This window comes from Alistipes sp. AF14-19, from assembly GCF_003461645.1.
Taxonomy (GTDB): Bacteria; Bacteroidota; Bacteroidia; order Bacteroidales; family Rikenellaceae; genus Alistipes; species Alistipes shahii.
The window spans coordinates 125,990-147,104 of sequence record NZ_QTXM01000005.1 but is presented as its reverse complement, the minus strand read 5'-3'; the positions used below and the strand labels follow the sequence as shown (position 1 = coordinate 147,104).

Sequence of the window (21,115 nt, the reverse complement as noted above, 5' to 3'; positions counted from 1 at the left end):
TTATTTATTAAAGAAATTATGGATACGCGCCTTGTAGAAGGCTATATCTTCCTTGCGGAAATTCTTTACGTGTTCGGAGAGGAATGTCAGTACGTCCTCCTCGCTGTAATAGGTCTTTTTGCCGAGCGTCTTGTACGGCAATGCACCGATGCTGCGGTAGCGCTGCAGGGTACGCTTGCTTATCTGGAGCAGCATGCAGAGGTCTTGGTTGTCGAACATCCTGATACTTTCCATCGGGTTCGGGGCTTTGCCGGACGGTCGCAGGGAGAGCAGCAGCTCGTCCTGACGGTCGAGCCGTTCCATCAGCTTCTGCATCCAGTCCTCAAAATTGTTTCGTGTAAGCAGTTCCATATCTTATGTCCTCCTTCCTTTGGGTTTGCCGCCGCCCGTGCGCAGCGTGTGGTTGCGTTTCAGTTCCGTCAGTGTCGCTGCATCTTCTGCCACGGTGCAGTCTGCGAGCAGGCGGTCTATTTCCGACCGGCGGTAGCGGCATTTGCCGCGCAGCACGACATAGGCGATGCGCTGTTCGCTGCGCATACGTTGGAGGGTACGGGTACTCACGTTCAGCAGGTGCGCCGCCTCGCGGGTGGTGAGCAGCATGTCGGAAAACTCTCCCTTCCTCTCACCGGAAACGGCACGCACATAGACCGCTATCTCGGCTATCTGTTCCGTCAGGGCGGTGAAGGCGGAACTTTCAATCGTTATCACTTTCATATTTTGTCCTTTCTTTTGTTTCTCTGCGGCAAAATTCGGCAATAAACAAAAGGAGCTTTAACAACTCACTACGTGACTCACGTAAGATTTTCTTTGAAAGTGACTCCGTAACCCGGACAACCGGCGCAACAAACTGCCATATAGCGGAAAACGGCACGCATTCAAGGCGGCTGCGTTACCTTTGCGGTAAATCATTAAATGTTTTGGTATATGGAAATCGTATCTATCGAGAAAAAGACCTTCGAGATGATGCTGGCGTCATTCAACGCCCTCTCGGAGAAAGTCGCCGCCCTCAGGCGCAAAAGCGACGGCGGGCGGCTGGAAAGGTGGCTCACGGGCGAGGAGGTCTGCGGGCAGTTGAGAATCAGCCCGCGCACGTTGCAGTCATTGCGTGACAGGCGGCTTATCGGCTATTCGCAGATGAACCGCAGGTTCTATTACAGGCCGGAGGAGGTCAGGCGGCTTATTCCGCTTATCGGCACGATCTATCCCGATGGAAAATGACTCTGTTTTTATTAACCACTTAATCCGATGTTATGATGAACGAGAACAACGAGGTTTTCTCAATGGAGGACGAGCAGGTTGCCACCGCGATACAGAATATGCTCAAAGGCTCCAAATGGCTCTCCGCATTTTTGGAAAGTTACCGTCCGCCACTGGACGGGGAACATTACCTGACGGACAAGGAGGTGGCGGAAATGCTCCGGGTAAGCCGCCGCACCTTGCAGGAGTATCGCAACAACAGGATGCTGCCCTTTATCCTTCTGGCAGGTAAGGTGCTTTATCCCGAATCGGGACTGCGTGAACTGTTGGAGGCGAATTACCTCAAGCCGCTGGAATAAGGCGGTTGCATGAAAAAAAAAGGAAACGGACAGCACCCGATGGCGTTGTCCGTTTCCTTTTTCGTTGTCTGTATGCGTGTTCAGCAATATCCGGTTTTCCCGTTCTGTATGAACATCACGTATGCCTGCCTCTTTTCCTTTGAGAGTGCCTTCTCCACCAGCCACATGCGGAACACGTGTGTATAGTATGTGTTCAGCCGGAAGGCTACTGGAATGATGATTTCAAGCGAGTAAACATCCGCGTACAGGCCGTTTTCAAGCTGTATGTAGCGGCATACCTCGTAGTCGTTCAGCACGTCCGACTTGCGGATGGCTTTGATGGCGGCGTTCACTGCCGGGACGGTGGCATGGAACTCTTCGGCGATTTCCCCGGCGGTCATCCATACCTCGTTACCGGTTACGCTGACCGTCTTGTCCTCTATAATGATTATGTCACGTTTCATGGCGTCTCTGTTTTAGATGGTACATCCTGCAAATTCCTCGATTTGGTTCAATCTTGCGGCAAGGTTCTCCATGTCTTGGTTGAGCTTCTCTTTGGTTATCTTCGCGTATATCTGCGTTGTCTTTATACTCTTGTGTCCCAGCATGGAACTGACTGTTTCGATGGGTACACCGTTGGAGAGGAACACCGTCGTGGCTGCCGTATGGCGGCTCTGATGCCACGTGATGTGCTTGGTGATGCCGCAACGCTTGGCGACGGCACGGATTCCGGCGAGGCACGTGTTGTAGTGGGGAACAGGGAAAATCCTGCCGTTTTCGCACAGCCCGCGGTATTTGTCGATGATTTGTTTCGCAATGTCAAGCAGGCGGATGTTAGACACCACGCCCGTCTTCTGGCGGTTGATGTTTATCCACTCGTGTTCATCGAAGTAGGTGCGGATGTTCTCTTCCGTCAAATTGCGCATATCGGCGAATGACAAGCCCGTGAAGGCGCAGAACAGGTAGAGGTCGCGGTATAGTTCCTGTTTGGCGTTCTTCAGTTTACCTTCCATCAGCAGGCGGATTTCGTCTTTGGTCAGGAAACTGCGTGTCGTTTCCTCCTTCTTGATTTCATACTCCCTGAACGGGTCGCGTGTGAGCCATTCGTTGTTGATGGCGATGAACACCATCGTCCGAAGTGGGCATACATACAGCCACACGGTATTGGTGCAGCAGTGTTTGTCCGTGCGCAGAAACATCTCGAAGTCGGAAATGAAAGCGGGGGTAAGCTCTTTCAACGCGATGTCCTTCACGTGGTAACGGATGTTGAGAAACTCTTGCAGGTGCTTGTAAACGGTCTTGTACTTCAAGAGTGTGCCTTTGGCTTTCATGCCTGCTTCCACCTGCTTGGCATAGTCCTCGTTGTGTTGCTGGAACACCTGCATCAGCGTGTGATAGCGGTGTTCCAGTCCGAGAAAGGCGTTCTTCACCTTCTCTGCCGTGACGAAGTTGTCACGCTCCATGATTTCCTGATAGTGCTTGTTGATGCGCACCCGCATCTTGTCAAGCATGCGGTTCGTTTCGAGTGCCGCCGTGCTTCTGCCCGTGACACGTCCCCCTTTGGTGTCCCACAACTTGGGATCGATGGTCAGTTTGCAACTGAATTGCGTCTGGCTGCCGTCCACCGTGATGCGTCCCATGACGGGAACCGTCCCGTCTTTTTTCACTACCTGACGTTTGAGGTAGTAAATAACTGAAAATGTACTCTTCATCGTCCTTAATTTTTTTGTTCAAAATTAGTTGGTGAAGAGCCCTCCTCTGATACGCAAATTGCGGAAGAACGGCGCAATCTTTTTTCGTTACCGGATTTTTTGCGTGAGTTGTCAGTAACTCACTAATCCTTAAAGCCTTGTTTCGTTATTCGTGTCCATTTCGTCACCTATTGAGCGTGGTTACGAACAAGTAACGTAGCTCCGTCTTGATTTGGCTTCGGCATGGATTGTAATGGCTCTCGGAATAATTGGCAGCGTAAATGAAACCCCTGTAAATCAAATCCATTACCATATTCTTCCGCATTTCACTTTTTTGTAGTAACTTTGTGGGATCTATTTCACAAAAATCATGGACAGACAAAAGATCGTTACCTTCGGGGAGATCATGCTGCGGCTCACGCCGCCCGACTACCTGCGTTTCAACCAGACGAACCTCTTCCGCGCCAGCTACGGCGGAAGCGAGGCCAACGTCGCCGTATCGCTGGCCAACTACGGCCTGCAAAGCGAATTCGTCACCCGCCTGCCGGACAACCGGGTGGCCGACGCCTGCATCGACGACCTGCGCCGCTACGGCGTACGGACGGACGCCATCCTGCGCGGCGGCAAGCGGCTCGGGATTTACTACATGGAGGAGGCCGCCGCGATGCGCTCGTCGCACGTCGTATACGACCGCGCCGACTCGGCCTTCGACACCCTGCAACCGGGGATGATCGACTGGGACGGAATCTTCCGCGGCGCCTCGTGGTTCCACTGGTCGGGAATTTCGGCCGCGGTGAGCGCCGGCACGGCGGCCGTGTGCGCCGAGGCGATTGCGGCGGCGCACGCGGCGGGACTGACCGTCTCGTGCGACATCAACTACCGCAAGAACCTCTGGAAATACGGCAAGGAGCCGCAGGAGGTGCTCCCACCGCTGATGGAGCAGTGCGACGCCTTCTTCGGCACGGACGACGAATACGAAAAGGTGCTCGGCATGCAGCTGCCGCAGTTTGCGGCCCGCGACGCCGCCTACCGTCCCGATACGGCGGGTTACGAACGGGCCTCGGCGGAGGTTGCGGCGCGCTTCCCCCGCTGCCGGAGCATCGTCTTCGGACTGCGCAGCGTATTGAGCGCCAACCACCACCTGATCTCGGGAACGCTCTACACGGGCGGACGTCTGCACTCCACGCGGGTTTACGACATCGACCCCGTGGTCGACTGCGTCGGCGTGGGCGACGCCTTCGTGGGCGGATTGCTCTACGGAATGGCCGCGCATCCCCACGACGCCCAGTTTGCGCTGGACTTCGGAACCGCGGCCTGCGCGTTGAAAAACACCGTGCCGGGCGACTACAACCAGTTCACGGCCGCAGAGGTCGAACAGCTGGCCCGCGGCTCCGTCTCGGGCCGCATCGCCCGCTAACCGGCGTAAGACGCCGGATTCAGGGTGCGGCCTTTTGGCCGGAACGCTGCTCCCCGGCCCCGCGCCCGCACGGCAAAAAGGCGGGATTGGCAAAGCGGCCTTTTGGCCGGAACGCTGCTCCCCGGCTCCGCGCCCGCACGGCCAAAAGGCAGGATTGGCAAAGCGGCCGGTTGGCCGGAACGCTGCTCCCCGGCCCCGCGCCCGCACGGCAAAAAGGCGGGATTGGCAAAGCGGCCGGTTGGCCGGAACGCTGCTCCCCGGCCCCGCGCCCGCACGGTCAAAAGGCGGGATTCAGGGTGCAGGGCGTTTCGTAATGCCATTTACCCCCTCCATATGCAAAAAACCCGGCTGGAAAGCCGGGCTTTTTTCATAACGCCTGCCGAACGGGCGGCAGCGCAACTCCGTTCAAAGAGCGGGACCGGCGAACCATCGCCGCTGAATCCCCGCCCGTCAAGCGGCTATTCGATGCCTTTCACCTGCTTGTAAAGGGCATTGTAGGTGTTGTACTTCTCCATGATGCCGGCCTCGTCGCGCAGACGGAAGCAGATGGATTTGAGGAACTCCAGCGTATCAACATCGTCGGGTTTGATCTGGTGCGCCTTCTCGAACCAGGGCACAGCCTCCTTGTAGACATCGTTGACGACTTTCAGATCGGCGTCGTAAACCGCCTGGCTGCTGTACTGCTTCTCGTTCATCTCCTTGTTGAGCGCGTCGCCCTTGATCGTATAGAACACACCCAGGTAGTAGTTGCCCTCGAACAGGTCGGGCTTCAGCTCCACGACCTTCTTGAACGATTCGATGCTCTGATCGTAGTCCTTCAGCGCGTAGAAGATACGGCCGCGGCCGAACCAGAGGTCCACGTTCGACGGATTGTCCTCGATGGCCTTGTCGATCAGCGCGATCAGGTCGGCGGGGTCGCCCACGCCCTGCTCCGCGGTGTAAAGCTGCATCAGGCCGTCGAGAATGCGCTCGTTCTTCGGGAACTTCCCGATACCCGTCAGCAGCACGTCCTTCGCTTTCATAATATTTCCCTTGTCGAGGTCCTTCTGTCCGTAGAGGCAGTGGAAGAGGTAGTAATAGATATTACCCTCCTCGTCGGCATAGCCCAGGTCGATGGCCTTGGTCAGGTACTCGCCGCCCTTGGCGAACGACTTGGGGTTGTTCGAGCCGTCGACGGTCAGCAGGTAGCCCGCATAGTAGAGCAGCGCGGGGTCGGCCTTCTCGTAAGCCGGGCTGGACTGCGCCTCGAAAGCCGTCACGTAAGCGTCTGCGGCCTCGACGTAGTTGCCCGAGTCGATGCCGACGTTGCCCACCTGCGAGCAGAAGTCGCTGACCTGCTTCAGACCCTCCTTGACCTTCTCGGCCGTCTTGGGATCGAGTTCATAAGCCTTGTTGTAAGCCTCGATGGCCTTCTTGGGAGCGTCTTTCAGCACCCATTTGCTCTGCTTCCACGTCACGACCTTGTTGTCCTTGACGTAAGCCGTGAAATAGGGATACACCCATGCGTCGTACTCCGTGCCGTTGAGCGTCTCCTTCGTCGTCGACTTGGGTTCGCCGACAGCCAGTTTCAGCATCGTCGGTTCCATGTTGGCGAAGATGCTCTTCGTAGGCTCCACGGCCACCTCGTAAAAAGCCTTGCCGCGGGCGAGCCACGTCGCGGCCTTCGCCGCCTTCTTCTCGTTGGCGATGTCGGCGTCGCTCTTTTCGATCTTGGCGAGAAGGGCTTCCTTGTTCACTTTCTGGGCTTTCACGGCGGGAACTGCCACGAGCAGCGCCGCAAGAGCCGTCAAAATCGTTTTCTTCATGGTAAACTGAAATTTTAAAGTTTTTGTTGTTTCTTTTTCTTATTCCTCCGCGGGGGCGGCTCCGGGGGTTTCGCCTCCGGTCTCAACGCCTTCCGCGGGCTGCACTTCCTCCTCTTCCCCGGCAGCCGGCACGGCCATCACCGAAGCAATGGCGTCGCCCTCGCGGAGGTTGATGATACGCACGCCCTGCGTAGCGCGGCCCGCGAGGCGGATCTGGCTGACAGCGGTGCGTATGGTGAGTCCCGAACGGTTGATGATCATCAGGTCGTTGTCGTCGGTAACGGCCTGTATCGAAATTAGTTTGCCTGTCTTTTCCGTAATGTTGATGGTCTTCACGCCCTTTCCGCCGCGGTTGGTGATGCGGTATTCGTCCAGATCGGTACGCTTGCCGTAGCCGTTCTCGCTCAATACCAGCACGTCCTGCTTCGAATCGGGTTCCACGCAGATCATGCCGACCACCTCGTCCCCGTCCTCGATCGAGATGCCGCGCACTCCGGCGCCGACACGCCCGATCGGACGCACCGTCGATTCGTTGAAACGGATGGCCTTGCCGTCGCGGGCGGCGATCATCACCTCGGCGTTGCCGCTGGTGAGCTTGGCCTCGATCAGCTGGTCGCCCTCGCGGATGACGATGGCGTTCACGCCGTTCTGGCGCGGACGCGAGTAGGCCTCCAGTTTGGTCTTCTTGATCGTGCCGTCCTTGGTGCACATGATGATGTAGTTGTTGTTCACGTACTCCGCATCGGCCAGGCTCTTGACGTTGATGTAAGCGCGGACCTTGTCGTCCGGCTCGATCTGGATGACGTTCTGGATGGCGCGGCCCTTCGACGAACGGGCGCCTTCCGGAATCTCGTAGACCTTGAGCCAGAAGCAGCGGCCCTTTTCGGTGAAGAAGAGCATCGTATTGTGCATCGAAGCCACGTAGATGTGCTCGATGAAGTCCTCGTCGCGCGTGGCGCTGCCCTTGGCCCCCACGCCGCCGCGGTTCTGCGTGCGGTATTCGGCCAGCGGCGTGCGCTTGATGTAGCCCATGTGCGAAATGGTGATCACCATGTCGTCGTCGGCATAGAAATCCTCGGGATTGAACTCCTCCGAAGCGTAGACGATCTCCGAGCGGCGTTCGTCGCCGTACTTCTCCTTGATCTCCAGCAGCTCGTCCTTGATGATCTGCATCTGCATGCCGACGTTCGCAAGCACCTCCGTCAGGTGGGCGATCAGCTTCTCCAGTTCGTCGCGCTCGGCGAGCAGCTTGCCCCTTTCGAGTCCCGTTAGGGCGCGCAGGCGCATTTCGATGATGGCCGAAGCCTGGATGTCCGACAACTCGAAACGCTCGATCATCGTCTGCTTGGCGGCGTCGGGCGTCTGCGAGGCGCGGATGATGCGCACGATCTCGTCGATGTTGTCCTGCGCGATCAGCAAACCCTGCACGATGTGCAGACGCTCCTCGGCCTTGCGCTTGTCGAAGCGCGTGCGGCGCACGACGACGTCGTGGCGGTGCTCGATGAAGTATTTGATCAGGTCGCGCATCGGCAGCATCTGCGGCCGGCCGTTGACCAGCGCGATGTTGTTCACGGCGAACGACGTTTGCAGCGGCGTGTTCTTGAACAGCGTGTTCAGCACCACGCTCGCAACGGCGTCGTGCTTCAGGATAATGATGATCCGCAGGCCGTTGCGGTCCGACTCGTCGTTGATGTAGGAGATGCCGTCGATCTTCTTGTCGTTGATCATGTCGGCGATCTTCTTGATCATCTCGGCCTTGTTGATCATGTAGGGAATCTCCGTGATGACGATGCACTCGCGGCCGCTGGGCGTATGCTCGATGTCGGTCTTGGCGCGCATCATCACGCGGCCGCGGCCCGTCAGCATCGCCTCCTTCACTCCCTCGTAGCCGTAGATGATACCGCCCGTGGGGAAGTCGGGCCCCTTGACGTAGTGCAGCAGCTCCTCGCCCGTGATCTCCGGGTTGTCGATATAGGCGCAGCAGGCGTCGACCACCTCCGAAAGGTTGTGCGGAGCCATGTTCGTGGCCATACCGACGGCGATACCACTGGCGCCGTTGACGATCAGCAGCGGGATTTTCGTGGGCAGGACCGTGGGTTCGGGAATCGTGTCGTCGAAGTTCAGCGTCCAGTCGACCGTCTCCTTGTCGATGTCGGCCATCACTTCGTCCGTGATTTTCTTCATGCGGGCCTCGGTGTAACGCATGGCGGCAGGCGAGTCGCCGTCCATCGAACCGAAGTTACCCTGTCCGTCGACCAGCGGGTAGCGCATCGACCAGTCCTGCGCCAGGCGGACCATCGCGTCGTAGACCGACGTGTCGCCGTGGGGGTGGAACTTACCGAGCACGTCGCCGACGATACGGGCGGACTTACGTGTGGGTTTGTCGGAGTAGAGGTTAAGCTCCGCGCTCATATCGTAGAGGATGCGGCGGTGCACGGGCTTCATGCCGTCGCGCACGTCAGGCAGCGCACGCGACACGATGACCGACATCGAGTAGTCGATGTACGCCGATTTCATCTGCTCTTCGATATTGATGGGGATGATACGCCCCGTCAAACCGGCATTCTTTTCTTCTTCAGTTAACATATTAATACTTAATTCTGTTATTCTTCGTCTTTCCGTTTCGAAGCGGGCTTTCGCGGCGTCCCGCCGCGTTTACATACTTGGCCCGCTCCGGCGCCCGCCAAGACGGGAGCCTCGTCGCATCGCGACCGGAATTTCGACCGAATTATCTCCAATTCAAATTTTCAACGCTCACAAGCGCCGCAACCGGCCCGTCGACACCCGTCGAAAATTACCGTTCTTTTAACGAACAAAAATACGATTTATTTCCGGTTTGAGCAACTTTAGGGGAATAAATCTGCTTCGTGCGCGCGATATTTTCAGCGAACCACCCCGTTTTTGCCCCTTTTCCGGCGATCTGACGGCCCGAAAAAAATCTCCCGGCAAACTGCTGGGAGAAAAGGCCGAAAAACACGATGCCGTCCGACATTCGAAAATTAGATAAAAAAGCACTTCAAACCATAGAAATTATCGCCTTTTTTCGCTATATTTGATTCAAATTAAAATTCATATCCATTTAGTTTAATTAAGTAAAACAAAACAGCAACACCCATGAAGAAACTTTTGTGTGTAACTATTGCTCTCTTGTGCACCGCGACCATGCAAGCGCAGGAAGAGGAGAAAGACGTGACGAAATTCCTCGGCATTCCGGTTGACGGATACAAACCCGCCATGATTGAAAAACTGAAAGCCAAAGGGTTCACTCCCGCCATAGCGGGCAAAGATGTTTTGGAAGGCGAGTTCAATGGAACCGATGTTCTATTACTCATTAATACAAACAACTATAAAGTCTGTGGGATTACATTGATAGATAAATATATTTTAGATGAATCAGCTATTAAAATTCGATTCAATAGACTTTGCGAACAATTTGAAAACAATCCAAAGTATATACCTAACACCGAACCCGATAAGGAACAGACAATTCCCGACGATGAACACCTTTCCTATGAAATGGGTGTAAATAACAAACGCTATGCGGCTTTTTATTCACAACTTCCGGACTCCGTTACCAAGGAACAAGCATTGGGTTATCTGACAGGTCCGATAGGAGAAGTATCACCTGAAAAAATGCTTGAACGCGCCTCCATCCTCAGAAAATGTTATATGGCAGCTCAAAATAAACGTGTTGGGTTTATGCTCGTTGAAGAATCTGCTGGAAAATATCGCATCTATATGTTTTACGAGAATGAATATAATAAAGCCAACGGCGAAGATTTGTAACAACAGTCTGACCGAAAACACACCGGGCCGCCATGTACGCAATCGCATAGCGGCCCGGTGTTTCATTTCATCAAAAATTACCGAAAATCTATGAATTCATATCCGGCATAGGCATTTTTATCGAACCGCCGGACGTGCCCAGCGAGGGGCGCGACCTCCAGCACGTTCACCAGCACCTGTTCGCCGTCGTAGTCGTACGAAAGCGAGCGGGGGCGCATCGTAGCGGTGTCGACCGTCAGCGTGACATCGCCTGCCGGGGAGTCGTTCCCGGCGGCGGGCGTCAGCCGCACGACGGTGCGGCCGTCGGCTTCGGAGACGAGCGACGGCGTATATTCGCTGCCCAGAAAATCGAAGGCCCGGACCGGATTGTTCAGGATGTTGCGGCTCGCGGTGTCGACCTCCGTAACGGTCACCTCGCGGCGGCGGTTGTCGACCTCGCGGCGCACGGCTCCGTCGGCGAAAACCTCCGCGTCGCCCAGCACGAGGTAATAGCTGTCGCCTTCCACGACATAGCTGCCGCGGGCTTCGTAGTCGCCCGAGACGACCCCGAACTTCACGCCATAGCCGTCCATCGCACGGAATCCCGCCGCAAGGCGTTCCAGTATCTCCGTGGCACGAGGCTGCGCCGCATTGCCTTGCAATATGCCGCAAAACAATACGGCAATGAAACAATGAAAAATGAAAAATTTTCGTCTTCCCATAGTGTCAGCTCCCGCAATTTTCAATTCCTAATTTTTAATTCTTAACCACAGGAACTGGGATTGTTTTAAGCCGAAGACTTAAAACAATCCCAGTTCCTGCAATTTCGCCTCCAGCGAAGGCAAGTCGTGGTAGAGGATGTCGCGCGGTTTGGCTCCCTGCTGGCGACCGACGATGCCGGCCCTTTCGAGCTGCATCATAATGCGGCCGGCGCGGTTGAAGCCCACCTCGTAGTTGCGCTGGATCATCGAGGTCGAGATCTGACCTCCGGACACGGCGTCGCGGGCGATCTCGGCAAAGAGCGAGTCGTATTTCACGGGCGCCGAGGACTCCTCGCTGCCCATTTGAGCGTCGCCGCCGTCGGGCGTATAGTCGGGCAACGTGTAGGCCTCGGTGTAGCCCTGCTGTTTGGAGATGTATTCGCAGATGCGCTCGACCTCGCGGGTCTCGACCAGCGCACACTGGATACGCGTCAGGTCGCCGTCCTTCGAGAAAAGCATGTCGCCCCGGCCGATAAGCTGATTGGCCCCCGGCTGGTCGATGATCGTGCGCGAGTCGATCATCTGCATCACGCGGAAGGCGATGCGGGCCGGGAAGTTGGCCTTGATGCCGCCCGTGATGACCTTCACGTCGGGACGCTGCGTGGCGATGATCAGGTGGATGCCGATGGCGCGGGCTTTCTGCGCGAGGCGCATGACCGGTCCCTCGACCTCGCGGGCCGTCATTATCAGGTCGGCAAACTCGTCGACCACCACCACGATATACGGGAGGTAGCGATGTCCGTTCATCGGATTCAGCCGCCGCGAGGTGAATTTCTCGTTGTACTCGGCGATGTTTCGCGCCCCGGCCTTCTTACACAGTTCCAGACGGTTGTCCATCTCCGTACAGAGCGAGTTGAGCGTATAGACCGCCTTCTTGGGGTCGGTGATGATCGCGTCGTCCTCCGACTCCATCTTGGCCAGGAAATGGCGTTCGATCTTGGCGTAGAGCGAGAACTCGACCATCTTGGGGTCGATCATCACGAACTTCAGCTGCGCGGGGTGTTTGCGGTACAGGAGCGAGGTGATGATGGCGTTCAGCCCCACGGACTTGCCCTGTCCCGTGGCTCCGGCGACCAGCAGGTGCGGCATCTTGGCCAGGTCGAAGACGTAATTTTCGTTCTGGATCGTGCGCCCGATCACCACCGGAAGCTCGGCCTTCGACTCCTGGAAACGCAGCGAACGCACGGCCGAATACATCGAAACCACCTGCTTGTCGCGGTTGGGAACCTCGATGCCGATGGTTCCCTTGCCCGGAATCGGCGCGATGATGCGGATACCCAGTGCCTTGAGGCTCTGCGCAATATCGTTTTCGAGGCCCTGCACCTTCGAGATCTTGATTCCCTGCGCCTGCACGATCTCGTAGAGCGTCACCGTGGGACCCACCGTGGCCTTGATGCGCTGGATGGGAATGCCGAAGTTCTTGAGCGTATCCTCGATTTTGGTCTTGTTCTCGAAAATCTCCTCGTCCGAGACCTCCGAATCGGAAATGTAGTCCTCCAGCAGCGTCACGGGCGGCTTGCGGTAGTTCACCAGGTCCTTCAGCGGGTCGTAGCTCTCCGTGGGGATCGCCTTCTCGTCGAGAAGTTTCGCCTCGTTGGCCTCGACCGTCACCACGACGCCCTCCGGCTCCGCGGCGGGCGCGTCGTCCAGCACGGTGATCTCGGTAAAGGGCGCATCGGGATCGGACTGTGCGGCCTCTCTCTCCGGAACCTCCTCCGGGGCAGGCTCCGCAGCCACGGCGTCGCGCACCGCAGGGCGTTCCAGCTCGACCAGCCCGCTGCGGCCGATCACCACACGGCCCTCGGGACGCGAAAGGTCCACCTCGATGAACTCCCCGTCCTCCGCGGGAGGGGGCGTCTGCTCCGCGGCAGTCTCCCCGGCGACGGGTTTCCCGTCGGGCGTCAGTTCGAGGAAGGGATTTTCGTCCTCTTCCGGCACGGACTTCCGAGCCGCAACGGGCTCCGACGGACGTTCCACACGGATCGGGGCGGGTTTTTGCGCCGCGGGTTCCGCCGCTTTCGACGGCGCGGGCTGCGGTGCGGCCGCCTTCGGCCCGGGTTTCGGAGCCGGTTCGGGAATATCCTCCGCAGCCCCGTCCTCCCCGGCCGCACGTCCGTGCAGCACGACTTTGTGCTTGAGGATCTCGACGACCTTCCCGCTCTTGTCGACCACCACGTTGCCCGCCTCGTTGACCTTGTTGATGAAGTTGCGGTTGATGAAAACACCCGTCAGTATCCAGCCGCCGACAAGCAGGATCAGCGTTCCGAAAGCCCCGATATGCGTGCGCAGCAGGGCCGAAGAGGCGATGCCGAAAGCGCCGCCCCACCCCGTCGAGCAGCAGAGGCTCCAGCGGTTGGCGAAGGCGAATCCCAGCGTCAGCGACCCCAGGATCATAATCAGAAACAGCGAAAGGATCGAATGGTTGAACAGCAGCGGCCGCTGACGGACGATCCGCACGCCGACCAGCACGATCATCGCGGGGATCAGGATGCCGAAAAGCCCGAACGAATGATCGACCAGCAACATCCCCAGCCGCGCTCCGGCCCAGCCGCAGAGATTTTCCGGTTCGATGCCGAGCGTCACCCGTTCCTCGACCGATTTTTGCAGCCCGCTCTGGTCGGCGGCCCAGCTGAAAAACGAAAAGAACACCGCAGCGGCGGCGAACAGACCGATGAACAGCAACAGCAGTCCGGCGATCCAGCGCGCACTGTCGCTGTTGGAACGCTGAACGGCCTGCCGGCTGTTGGAGGATGTATTTTTAGATGCCATTCCAGAATGTCGCTATTATCGAGCGAAGGTACGAATTTTTTCCGACAATTCCGAAGGCGCCGCAAACTTTTCAATCGCCCGGAGCGATTCCGGCCGGAAGCGTTCCCGCCCGCGAATGAGGGGGAGGGTATGGAGCCGGGAGCGTCTTACAGGTACGCCGCAACCTTCCGTTCGAGACGCAGGCGGTAAAGCTCGTCGGCGAAGGTGCGGAACGTGAGCGCGGGGCGGTTATCCGCCGAAGCGCGCAGGCCGTAGCGGTCCAAAAGCTGCCCGACGCGGCGGGCGACGGCGGGCGACGGGTCGACGATCGCGGCCCGTCCGTCGACGATGCGTTCCATCACGGGCGTCAGAAAGGGATAGTGCGTACACCCCAGCACGATCTGGTCGGCGCCCCGCGCCAGCATCGGCTCCACGGCGGCGCGCACCGCGGCTTCGGCCTCGGGCGTATCCTCCCGGTCCCCCTCGACCAGCTCCACGAAACCCGTGCCCGGGTAGGTCAGGACTTCGATGCCGCTGCCGTACCGGGCGGCCGTGCGGCGGAACAACTCGCCGTCGAGGCTCCGTTCGGTGGCCAGCACCCCCACCACCCCGCTGCGGGTCGCCAGGCAGGCCGGTTTCACGGCCGGCTCCATGCCGACGATGGGCATACCGGCGTATTTTTCGCGCAGGAAGCCGATGGCCGCGGCCGTGGCGGTGTTGCAGGCCACGACGACCATCTTGCAGTCCAGCTCCACGAGCCGCGCCACGGCGGCGTCGGCCAGCGCCTGCACCTCCTCGCGGGGCCGCGAGCCATAGGGGCAGTTGGCGCCGTCGCCGAGGTAGGCGAGCGATTCGCCGGGCAGCGCACGCCGGACCTCGCGCCAGACGGTCAGTCCGCCCAGCCCCGAGTCGTAAATGCCTATGGGTCTGTTGTCAGCCACGGTCGGAGAAAGTTTGCACGATATGTTCGACCAGCTCGTCGTCGGACATCGGGTCGCAGTCGACGACGAGCGAAGCCTGCGCGTAGAACGGTTCGCGGGCCGCCATGTCGCCGCGCATGAAGGCCACCAGCTGTTCGTCGTCGAGACCTTGCAGACGGGGCCGCTTGCGGCGTCCGTAGGGGCTTAACCGCCGGGCGATCTGCTCCGGCGAGCGGCGCAGGTAGACCGTATGCCCGACGGCGTTCATGCACGGCATGTTATCGCGCCACGTGGGCAGCCCGCCCCCCGTGGAGACCACGGCGAAGGAGGCTCCGGCGATCACCTCGTCGAGGACCCGGCGCTCCGCCTCGCGGAAACGCTCCTCGCCCTCGTAACGGAAGACGTCGGCCACGGAGGCGCCTTCGCGCTCCTCGACCAGCGCGTCGGTGTCGATGAAATCGACGCCCAGACGCCGCGCCAGCTTACGTCCGAGGGTGCTCTTGCCGCAGCCCATATATCCGACCAGAAAGAGAGGTTTCATCGCAGGCGGTTCGTTAAAACAGGTTCAGCTGTTCGGGGTCGATCATCTCGCCGGCGTCGCCTTTCGGACGCTCCACCTCGAACTCCACGCCTCCGACGATCGTTCCGGCCGAGGGCTGGCCCGCCGAAGCCTTTCCCGGGGCGGGCTTGGCGCCGAGCGGCTCCTTCAGGGCGGATTTTTCGGAAGCTTTCCCCTCTGCCGCAGCGCGTTGCGCCGCGTCAGCTGAAGCGTCCGTCAGCTGACCGTCGTCAAGCGACTCATCCTCCGAAGGTTCCGGTTCGGGAGGCAGTTCGGGTTCGATCATCCGCAGCCGGTCCACGTCGTAGGTCGTCAGGCGTTTGCCCTTGGCGCGGTGGCTCTTGACGCCCACGAACTCGTCGACGTCGATCACATCCGCGGGCCGCGAGGCGTGCGCCCCCTTGTAGGTGATCTCCAGTTTGGCCCCGGCGCGGTCCGTCACGCAGATGAAATCGGCGTCGGCGTCGAGGAAATCCTGAATCTTGTCCGACATCTCGGCCGTGAAACGCTTCATGTAGTAATACTTCTGGCCGCGGTCGTAGTAACACAGGCTGTAAACCCGGTCGGACTCGTAACGCGCCACGAGGACCGTGTCGTCGGGGAAGTGCTGCATCAGGTCGTAGCCCGTGATGTAGTACTGATTCTTCGAGGTCCAGACGATCAGGCGGTCGTCACCCTTGAACTCGCCGAGCAGCTTGCCGCGCCCGTCGGCGTTCAGCCGGCGGACATCTTCGTCGAACCAGATGTCCTGCCCCCCGAGCGTCGAGGTGCCGCGCTCCTTCAGCACGATCTTGTGGATGCCGTAGCGCGAGAACAGATTGCCCTGGCTCTGGCGCCCCTTGATGGCGAGGGTCGAGAAATCGAGATCGACGATCACCTTCTTTAGGCGCGGACGGGGCTTGAAGTAAACCTTTAGCACCTCGGCCTCACCGTTCGGATTGACAGACATATACAGTATCTCGCTCTTGGCGGTTCCCTTGGTGATGTCGTACTCCTTGTCGCGCGTGATGCCCTTGATGGCGCAGCGCTTCATCATAATCGCACCGTTCTTCCCGTCGCGGTAGAGAACGTTGTAGATCGTGCGGTCGTCGTTGCGCTTGAAGACCCCGATATAATAGATGTTTTTATCGAAGAAGGCCTTGTCCGAAACCTTGGTGATCACGTAACGCCCGTCTTTCGTGAAGACGATCACGTCGTCGATGTCCGAGCAGTCGCAGACGAATTCCGCGTCCTTCATGGATTTGCCGATGCCGAAGAACCCTTCGGCCCGGTCCACGTACAGCTTGGCGTTCGTGACGGCCACCTTCGTCGCCTCGATCGAGTCGAATTCGCGCAACTCGGTGCGACGCTCCCTGCCCTTGCCGTACTTGTCGCGGATGCGCTCGTAGTAGGCCACGGCGTATTCGGTGAGGTGGTCCAGGTCGTACTGCGTCGACTTCAGGTCCTCCTCGATCTGGCGGATCTCGTTGTCGGCCTTCTCGCTGTCGTAACGCGAAATACGGATAAATTTCAGCTCGGTGAGCTTCTGCACGTCTTCAAGCGTCACTTCACGTCGCAGCCGCATCTTGAAGGGTTCCAGACCCTTATCCACGGCGGAATAAGCCTCCTCGCGGCTCTTGCACCCCTCGATCAACTGGTAGAGCCTGTTCTCGATGAAGATGCGTTCGAGCGAGGCGGCGTGCCATGCCTCGCTCAACTCGCCCAGCCGGATTTTCAGCTCCAGCCCCAGCAGCGACTTGGTGTGCTCGGCCGAGCGGCGCAGGATCTCCGAAACCCCGAGGAAGTGCGGCTTCTCGTCCCAGATGACGCACGAGTTCGGGGCGATCGACACCTCGCAGTCGGTGAAGGCGTAGAGCGCGTCGATGGTCTTGTCCGACGACTCGTCGGGCGAGACCTGAATGACGATTTCGACCTTGTCGGCCGTATTGTCGTCGACCTTTCGGATCTTGATCTTGCCCTTGTCGTTGGCCTTGATGATCGAATCCTTGATCGACTCGGTGGTCGTGGTATAGGGAATCTCGGTGATGGCAAGCGTCCGTTTGTCGATCTTCGAAATCTTCGCCCGCACCTTCACCGTGCCGCCGCGAAGGCCGTCGTTATAGCGGCTCACGTCGGCCATGCCGCCCGTCGGGAAATCGGGGTAAAGCTGGAAATCACGTCCCTGGAGGTGCGCAATGGCGGCGTTGATCAGCTCCACGAAGTTGTGGGGCAGGATTTTCGAAGCCAGTCCCACGGCGATGCCGTCGGACCCTTGGGCCAGCAGCAGCGGGAACTTGATGGGCAGCGTCACCGGCTCCTCCTTGCGGCCGTCGTACGACAGCATCCACTCCGTCGTCTTCTTGTTGAAGACCACGTCGAGGGCGAATTTCGAAAGACGCGCCTCGATATAACGGCCCGCGGCGGCCTCGTCGCCCGTGAGGATGTTGCCCCAGTTGCCCTGACAGTCGATCAGCAGGTCCTTCTGCCCCAGCTGCACCAGCGCGTCCTTGATCGACGCGTCGCCGTGCGGGTGGTACTGCATGGTCTGACCCACGAGGTTGGCGACCTTGTTGTAACGGCCGTCGTCGACGACCTTCATCGCATGAAGGATACGCCGCTGGACGGGTTTCAGTCCGTCCTCGACATGCGGCACGGCGCGTTCGAGGATCACGTACGAGGCGTAGTCCAGGAACCAGTTCTTATACATGCCCGTGAGCTTGCGGACGCCGCCCTCCTCCTGCGTCAGGCGGTCGAATTTGCCCGCCTTGGCCGGAGCCTCGGCCACAGGCGTTTCGTCCGTCGCGTCGTCCGCGGTTTCGGGAGTCGAGGCGTCCTCGTTGAGCGCTTCGTCGCGCCCCGTCTTATCGTTCTCTTCCGCCATGAAATCGGAATTTTTAATTTTTAATTCTTAATTTTTAATTAATCGCAAGGTCCTGCTCGACGATGTCCTCCTCGATGCGCAGGTTGTCGATGATGAAGCCCTGACGCTCATACGTATTCTTGCCCATATAAAACTCCAGCAGGTCGTGGATCGGGTCGTCCTTGGTGATGCGGACCTTGTCCAGGCGCATGTTCTCGCCGATGAACTCCTTGAACTCGTCGGGCGAAATCTCGCCCAGACCCTTGAATCGCGTGATCTCGGCGTTCGCGCCGCACCGGGCCACGGCCTTCAGGCGCTCCTCCTCGGAATAGCAGTAGAGCGTCTCCTTCTTGTTGCGCACGCGGAACAGCGGGGTTTGCAGCACGAACAGATGCCCCTGGCGGATCACCTCGGGGAAGAATTGCAGGAAGAAGGTCATCATCAAGAGGCGGATGTGCATGCCGTCGACATCGGCATCGGTGGCGATGACGACCTTGTTGTAGCGCAGGTTGTCCATGTCCTCCTCGATGTTCAGCGCCGCCTGAAGGAGGTTGAACTCCTCGTTCTCGTAGACCACCTTCTTCGTCAGCCCGTAGCAGTTCAGCGGCTTGCCGCGCAGCGAGAAGACCGCCTGCGTACGCACGTCGCGGCTCTTGGTGATGGAGCCCGACGCCGAGTTGCCCTCCGTGATGAAGATCATCGACTGTTCGGCCAGCTCGTTGCGGTCCGTGCGGTGGATCTTGCAGTCGCGCAGTTTCTTGTTGTTCAAGCTCACCTTCTTGGCCGTCTCGCGGGCCTTCTTCTGGATGCCCGAAATCGCCTTGCGCTCCTTCTCGTTCTCGACAATCTTCCGCTGGAGAATCTGCGCCGTCTCGGCGTGCTTGTGCAGGTAGTCGTCGAGGTGCTTGGTGAGGAAGTCGGCCACGAAGTTATTGACCGAGACCCCCGGTTCGACCTCCTTCGAACCGTACTTGGTCTTCATCTGGTTCTCGAAGATCGGGTCGGTGACCTTGATCGAAATGGCCGCGATGATCGACGTGCGGATGTCCGACGGGTCGTAGTCCTTGTGGTAGAACTCCTTGACCGTCTTGGCGACGGCGGCGCGCAGGGCCGTCTGGTGTGTGCCGCCCTGCGTGGTGTGCTGGCCGTTGACGAACGAGTCGTAGCTCTCGCCGTAGCCCGTGCCGTGGGTGATCACCACTTCGATGTCCTCCCCCGTGAGGTGGATGGGCGGGTAGAGCGGGTCCTCGGTCATGTTGTCGTTCACGAGGTCCAGCAGACCGTTTTTCGAAACGTAGCTCTTGCCGTTGAAATTGAGCGTCAGACCCAGGTTCAGGTAGCTGTAATTGCGGATTTTCTGCTCGACGTATTCGAGGTTGTAGGCATATTCGCCGAAAATCTCCTTGTCGACGCGGTACGAGATGAACGTGCCGTTCTTCTCGTTGACGCCGCTCTCCCACCTGTCGCTCACTTCGAGACCCTTGGCGAAGGTCACCGTACGGGCCTCGCCGTCGCGGACCGAACGGGCCGTAAACTCTTCGGAAAGCATGTTCACGGCCTTGACGCCCACGCCGTTCAGGCCCACGGTCTTCTTGAAGGCGTCGCCTCCGTACTTGCCGCCCGTATTCATCTGCCCGACGGCCGCCGCGAGCGACTTGAGGGGGATGCCGCGGCCGTAGTCGCGCACCGTAACGACGTTGTCGGCCAGCGTGATGTCGATCTGCCGGCCCGCGCCCATGATGAATTCGTCGATCGAGTTGTCCACGACCTCCTTGATCAGCACGTAGAGCGCCTCGTCGGGCTGCGAACCGTCGCCCACCACGCCGACGTACATGCCGGGGCGCAGGCGGATGTGCTCCCTCGGCGAGAGGGTCACGATGGCGTCGTCGCCGTAATTGTTTGCGTTCGAGTTGGTATTATTGAGTAAATCTGCCATAACTTAATTAAGGTGAAAAGTGAAAGGTGAAAGGTGAGAAATTAAAAAATCGGCGGGAAGTTCAACGCAACTTTTTTTGAATTTTTCGTGTTCCAACCTTTATTTGCGACATTTCACTTTTGATCTTTCACTTTTAACTTTTCGTTTCTCACTTCTCCCAGCGCCGTGCACATCCGTTCATGCACCTCCTGCATCAGTTCATGCGTCTCCAGCGCGGCGACCCGTTCGGCCGGAACGGGAGACAGCACGCGGACGGTGATCCGGTTGCCCCAGTTGAATGCCAGGTTCTTTTTGATCAGCGTCTTGGTTCCGTCCAGCACCACGGGAAGGATATCCGCGCCGGCCTCCTTGGCCAGCGTGAAGGCCCCGGCCTTGAAGCGGTGGATCTCACCGTCCTTCGAGCGCGTGCCCTCGGGAAAAATCGCCACCGAAGCCCCGCGCGAAATCCACTTTTTCCCGTCGCGGACCAGCTGTTCCAACGCCTCGGCGGCGTGGCCGCGGTCGATGCAGATGTCGCCGTGCAGCAGGAGGAACTGGCCGAAGAAGGGCGTTTTGAAGACCTCGCGCTTCGACACCCAGCGGAAATTGAGCGGAATGTAGTAGAGCGCCGGGATGTCGATCACCGTGTTGTGGTTGATGACGATGACGTAGCGCTTCTTCCGGTCGATCAGTTCGCGGCCGATGACCCGCTGCCGCCAGAAAGGCGGCAGAAAGAAGAAAATCCGCACCAGGATGCGCGACAGTTCATGCACCGTCCGGCGCCCCCGGTCGAAGGGATAGCAGACGACCAGCGCAAGGGCCGACAGAATCATAAAAAGCGTGCACAAAAGCACCAGCAAAAGGTAGTATAAAGCACTTAACATACGATCATCGTTCTATTACAGCATTTGTAAAACAGACTGTCCGAACCCGCGGCCGCGGGCCGCGTCCACAAATCCGGCCCGCCCCGGATTCCAGCCTCCGGGAGGGACCCGGCAAAGGGCGCAGCCGGTTGAAAAAAGCCCGTATCAGACGTCCGGGGACAATTAGCCACATTAATTCAATCTGCAAATTTAGGAATTATTTCCCGGGATTCCTACCCCGCCAGTCGGCGAATTTTCAACAAAATATTCACTGCACCTGTTTTCAGGAGGCGAAAA

General features: G+C 58.6%; 18 protein-coding genes. 4 read left to right on the top strand and 14 right to left on the bottom strand.

Features of this window, described 5'->3' with window-relative positions; genetic code table 11:
- The gene (locus DWW03_RS06675) at positions 1-351 is read right to left on the bottom strand and encodes a helix-turn-helix domain-containing protein (protein WP_008616574.1); all 351 of its coding nucleotides are present in this window, start codon (positions 349-351) and stop codon (positions 1-3) included.
- Positions 352-354: 3 nt separating this feature from the next.
- Positions 355-714: a helix-turn-helix domain-containing protein gene (locus DWW03_RS06670; RefSeq protein ID WP_009388859.1), complete on the bottom strand. Its 360-nt coding sequence runs from the start codon at positions 712-714 to the stop codon at positions 355-357.
- Positions 715-924: 210 nt separating this feature from the next.
- Here DWW03_RS06670 and DWW03_RS06660 point away from each other — a divergent pair, with 210 nt between their 5' ends.
- Both DWW03_RS06660 and DWW03_RS06655 read left to right on the top strand, forming a co-directional pair.
- Positions 925-1,218: a helix-turn-helix domain-containing protein gene (locus DWW03_RS06660; RefSeq protein ID WP_008645715.1), complete on the top strand. Its 294-nt coding sequence runs from the start codon at positions 925-927 to the stop codon at positions 1,216-1,218.
- 32 nt (positions 1,219-1,250) lie between these two features.
- Positions 1,251-1,556 (top strand): helix-turn-helix domain-containing protein, encoded by a 306-nt coding sequence (locus DWW03_RS06655; protein WP_008616581.1) that lies wholly within the window; start codon positions 1,251-1,253, stop codon positions 1,554-1,556.
- A gap of 80 nt (positions 1,557-1,636) precedes the next feature.
- Here DWW03_RS06655 and DWW03_RS06650 read toward each other — a convergent pair whose 3' ends face one another.
- Together DWW03_RS06650 and DWW03_RS06645 are read right to left on the bottom strand one after the other, a co-directional pair.
- A complete protein-coding gene (locus tag DWW03_RS06650; protein ID WP_118406529.1) occupies positions 1,637-1,999 on the bottom strand; it encodes a RhuM protein in 363 nt (120 codons plus the stop codon).
- Between the two features lie 12 nt (positions 2,000-2,011).
- Positions 2,012-3,247: a site-specific integrase gene (locus tag DWW03_RS06645; protein WP_004308432.1), complete on the bottom strand. Its 1,236-nt coding sequence runs from the start codon at positions 3,245-3,247 to the stop codon at positions 2,012-2,014.
- 349 nt (positions 3,248-3,596) lie between these two features.
- Between DWW03_RS06645 and DWW03_RS06640 the strand changes: the two genes are divergently transcribed.
- Positions 3,597-4,643, top strand: coding sequence for a sugar kinase (locus tag DWW03_RS06640; protein WP_022061146.1), 1,047 nt, complete (start codon positions 3,597-3,599; stop codon positions 4,641-4,643).
- A gap of 458 nt (positions 4,644-5,101) precedes the next feature.
- Here the strand turns inward: DWW03_RS06640 and DWW03_RS06635 are convergent, their stop codons facing one another.
- The 3 genes from DWW03_RS06635 to DWW03_RS16430 form a co-directional block, all read right to left on the bottom strand.
- The gene (locus DWW03_RS06635; RefSeq protein WP_015545916.1) at positions 5,102-6,448 is read right to left on the bottom strand and encodes a tetratricopeptide repeat protein; all 1,347 of its coding nucleotides are present in this window, start codon (positions 6,446-6,448) and stop codon (positions 5,102-5,104) included.
- Between the two features lie 39 nt (positions 6,449-6,487).
- Complete coding sequence (gyrA, locus tag DWW03_RS06630) at positions 6,488-9,034, bottom strand: DNA gyrase subunit A (RefSeq protein ID WP_044053930.1); 2,547 nt, start codon at positions 9,032-9,034, stop codon at positions 6,488-6,490.
- Between the two features lie 208 nt (positions 9,035-9,242).
- Positions 9,243-9,440: a hypothetical protein gene (locus tag DWW03_RS16430; RefSeq protein WP_147344292.1), complete on the bottom strand. Its 198-nt coding sequence runs from the start codon at positions 9,438-9,440 to the stop codon at positions 9,243-9,245.
- Positions 9,441-9,562: 122 nt separating this feature from the next.
- On the opposite strand from DWW03_RS16430, the gene DWW03_RS06625 reads away from it, so the two are divergent.
- Positions 9,563-10,234, top strand: coding sequence for a hypothetical protein (locus DWW03_RS06625; protein ID WP_118406528.1), 672 nt, complete (start codon positions 9,563-9,565; stop codon positions 10,232-10,234).
- A 77-nt stretch (positions 10,235-10,311) separates the two neighbouring features.
- Here DWW03_RS06625 and DWW03_RS06620 read toward each other — a convergent pair whose 3' ends face one another.
- From DWW03_RS06620 to DWW03_RS06590, 7 genes are all read right to left on the bottom strand, one after another.
- The gene (locus DWW03_RS06620) at positions 10,312-10,935 is read right to left on the bottom strand and encodes a hypothetical protein (protein ID WP_229095977.1); all 624 of its coding nucleotides are present in this window, start codon (positions 10,933-10,935) and stop codon (positions 10,312-10,314) included.
- 78 nt (positions 10,936-11,013) lie between these two features.
- Positions 11,014-13,743: a DNA translocase FtsK gene (locus DWW03_RS06615; protein WP_118406527.1), complete on the bottom strand. Its 2,730-nt coding sequence runs from the start codon at positions 13,741-13,743 to the stop codon at positions 11,014-11,016.
- Between the two features lie 146 nt (positions 13,744-13,889).
- A complete protein-coding gene (murI, locus tag DWW03_RS06610) occupies positions 13,890-14,663 on the bottom strand; it encodes a glutamate racemase (RefSeq protein WP_044053929.1) in 774 nt (257 codons plus the stop codon).
- Positions 14,656-15,183 carry a shikimate kinase gene (locus DWW03_RS06605; protein WP_015545910.1) on the bottom strand — a complete coding sequence of 176 codons (528 nt, stop codon included), beginning with the start codon at positions 15,181-15,183 and terminating at the stop codon, positions 14,656-14,658. The genes murI and DWW03_RS06605 overlap by 8 nt, the downstream gene beginning before the upstream one ends.
- A 13-nt stretch (positions 15,184-15,196) precedes the next feature.
- Positions 15,197-18,061 carry a DNA gyrase/topoisomerase IV subunit A gene (locus tag DWW03_RS06600; protein WP_022061411.1) on the bottom strand — a complete coding sequence of 955 codons (2,865 nt, stop codon included), beginning with the start codon at positions 18,059-18,061 and terminating at the stop codon, positions 15,197-15,199.
- Between the two features lie 34 nt (positions 18,062-18,095).
- Positions 18,096-19,976, bottom strand: coding sequence for a DNA topoisomerase IV subunit B (locus DWW03_RS06595; RefSeq protein WP_015545908.1), 1,881 nt, complete (start codon positions 19,974-19,976; stop codon positions 18,096-18,098).
- Positions 19,977-20,089: 113 nt separating this feature from the next.
- A complete protein-coding gene (locus DWW03_RS06590) occupies positions 20,090-20,839 on the bottom strand; it encodes a lysophospholipid acyltransferase family protein (RefSeq protein WP_022061057.1) in 750 nt (249 codons plus the stop codon).
- Between the last annotated feature and the right edge of the window lie 276 nt (positions 20,840-21,115).

What these genes read in the sequence shown, in the direction of transcription:
- DWW03_RS06645 (WP_004308432.1), bottom strand. Translation starts at nt 3,247, where the DNA reads ATGAAGAGTACATTTTCAGTTATTTACTACCTCAAACGTCAGGTAGTG.
- DWW03_RS06615 (WP_118406527.1), bottom strand. Translation starts at nt 13,743, where the DNA reads ATGGCATCTAAAAATACATCCTCCAACAGCCGGCAGGCCGTTCAGCGT.
- DWW03_RS06625 (WP_118406528.1), top strand. Translation starts at nt 9,563, where the DNA reads ATGAAGAAACTTTTGTGTGTAACTATTGCTCTCTTGTGCACCGCGACC.
- DWW03_RS06600 (WP_022061411.1), bottom strand. Translation starts at nt 18,061, where the DNA reads ATGGCGGAAGAGAACGATAAGACGGGGCGCGACGAAGCGCTCAACGAG.
- DWW03_RS06675 (WP_008616574.1), bottom strand. Translation starts at nt 351, where the DNA reads ATGGAACTGCTTACACGAAACAATTTTGAGGACTGGATGCAGAAGCTG.
- DWW03_RS06640 (WP_022061146.1), top strand. Translation starts at nt 3,597, where the DNA reads ATGGACAGACAAAAGATCGTTACCTTCGGGGAGATCATGCTGCGGCTC.
- DWW03_RS06590 (WP_022061057.1), bottom strand. Translation starts at nt 20,839, where the DNA reads ATGTTAAGTGCTTTATACTACCTTTTGCTGGTGCTTTTGTGCACGCTT.
- gyrA (WP_044053930.1), bottom strand. Translation starts at nt 9,034, where the DNA reads ATGTTAACTGAAGAAGAAAAGAATGCCGGTTTGACGGGGCGTATCATC.
- DWW03_RS06650 (WP_118406529.1), bottom strand. Translation starts at nt 1,999, where the DNA reads ATGAAACGTGACATAATCATTATAGAGGACAAGACGGTCAGCGTAACC.
- DWW03_RS06635 (WP_015545916.1), bottom strand. Translation starts at nt 6,448, where the DNA reads ATGAAGAAAACGATTTTGACGGCTCTTGCGGCGCTGCTCGTGGCAGTT.
- DWW03_RS06660 (WP_008645715.1), top strand. Translation starts at nt 925, where the DNA reads ATGGAAATCGTATCTATCGAGAAAAAGACCTTCGAGATGATGCTGGCG.
- DWW03_RS06670 (WP_009388859.1), bottom strand. Translation starts at nt 714, where the DNA reads ATGAAAGTGATAACGATTGAAAGTTCCGCCTTCACCGCCCTGACGGAA.
- DWW03_RS06595 (WP_015545908.1), bottom strand. Translation starts at nt 19,976, where the DNA reads ATGGCAGATTTACTCAATAATACCAACTCGAACGCAAACAATTACGGC.
- DWW03_RS16430 (WP_147344292.1), bottom strand. Translation starts at nt 9,440, where the DNA reads ATGTCGGACGGCATCGTGTTTTTCGGCCTTTTCTCCCAGCAGTTTGCC.
- DWW03_RS06655 (WP_008616581.1), top strand. Translation starts at nt 1,251, where the DNA reads ATGATGAACGAGAACAACGAGGTTTTCTCAATGGAGGACGAGCAGGTT.
- DWW03_RS06605 (WP_015545910.1), bottom strand. Translation starts at nt 15,183, where the DNA reads ATGAAACCTCTCTTTCTGGTCGGATATATGGGCTGCGGCAAGAGCACC.
- DWW03_RS06620 (WP_229095977.1), bottom strand. Translation starts at nt 10,935, where the DNA reads ATGGGAAGACGAAAATTTTTCATTTTTCATTGTTTCATTGCCGTATTG.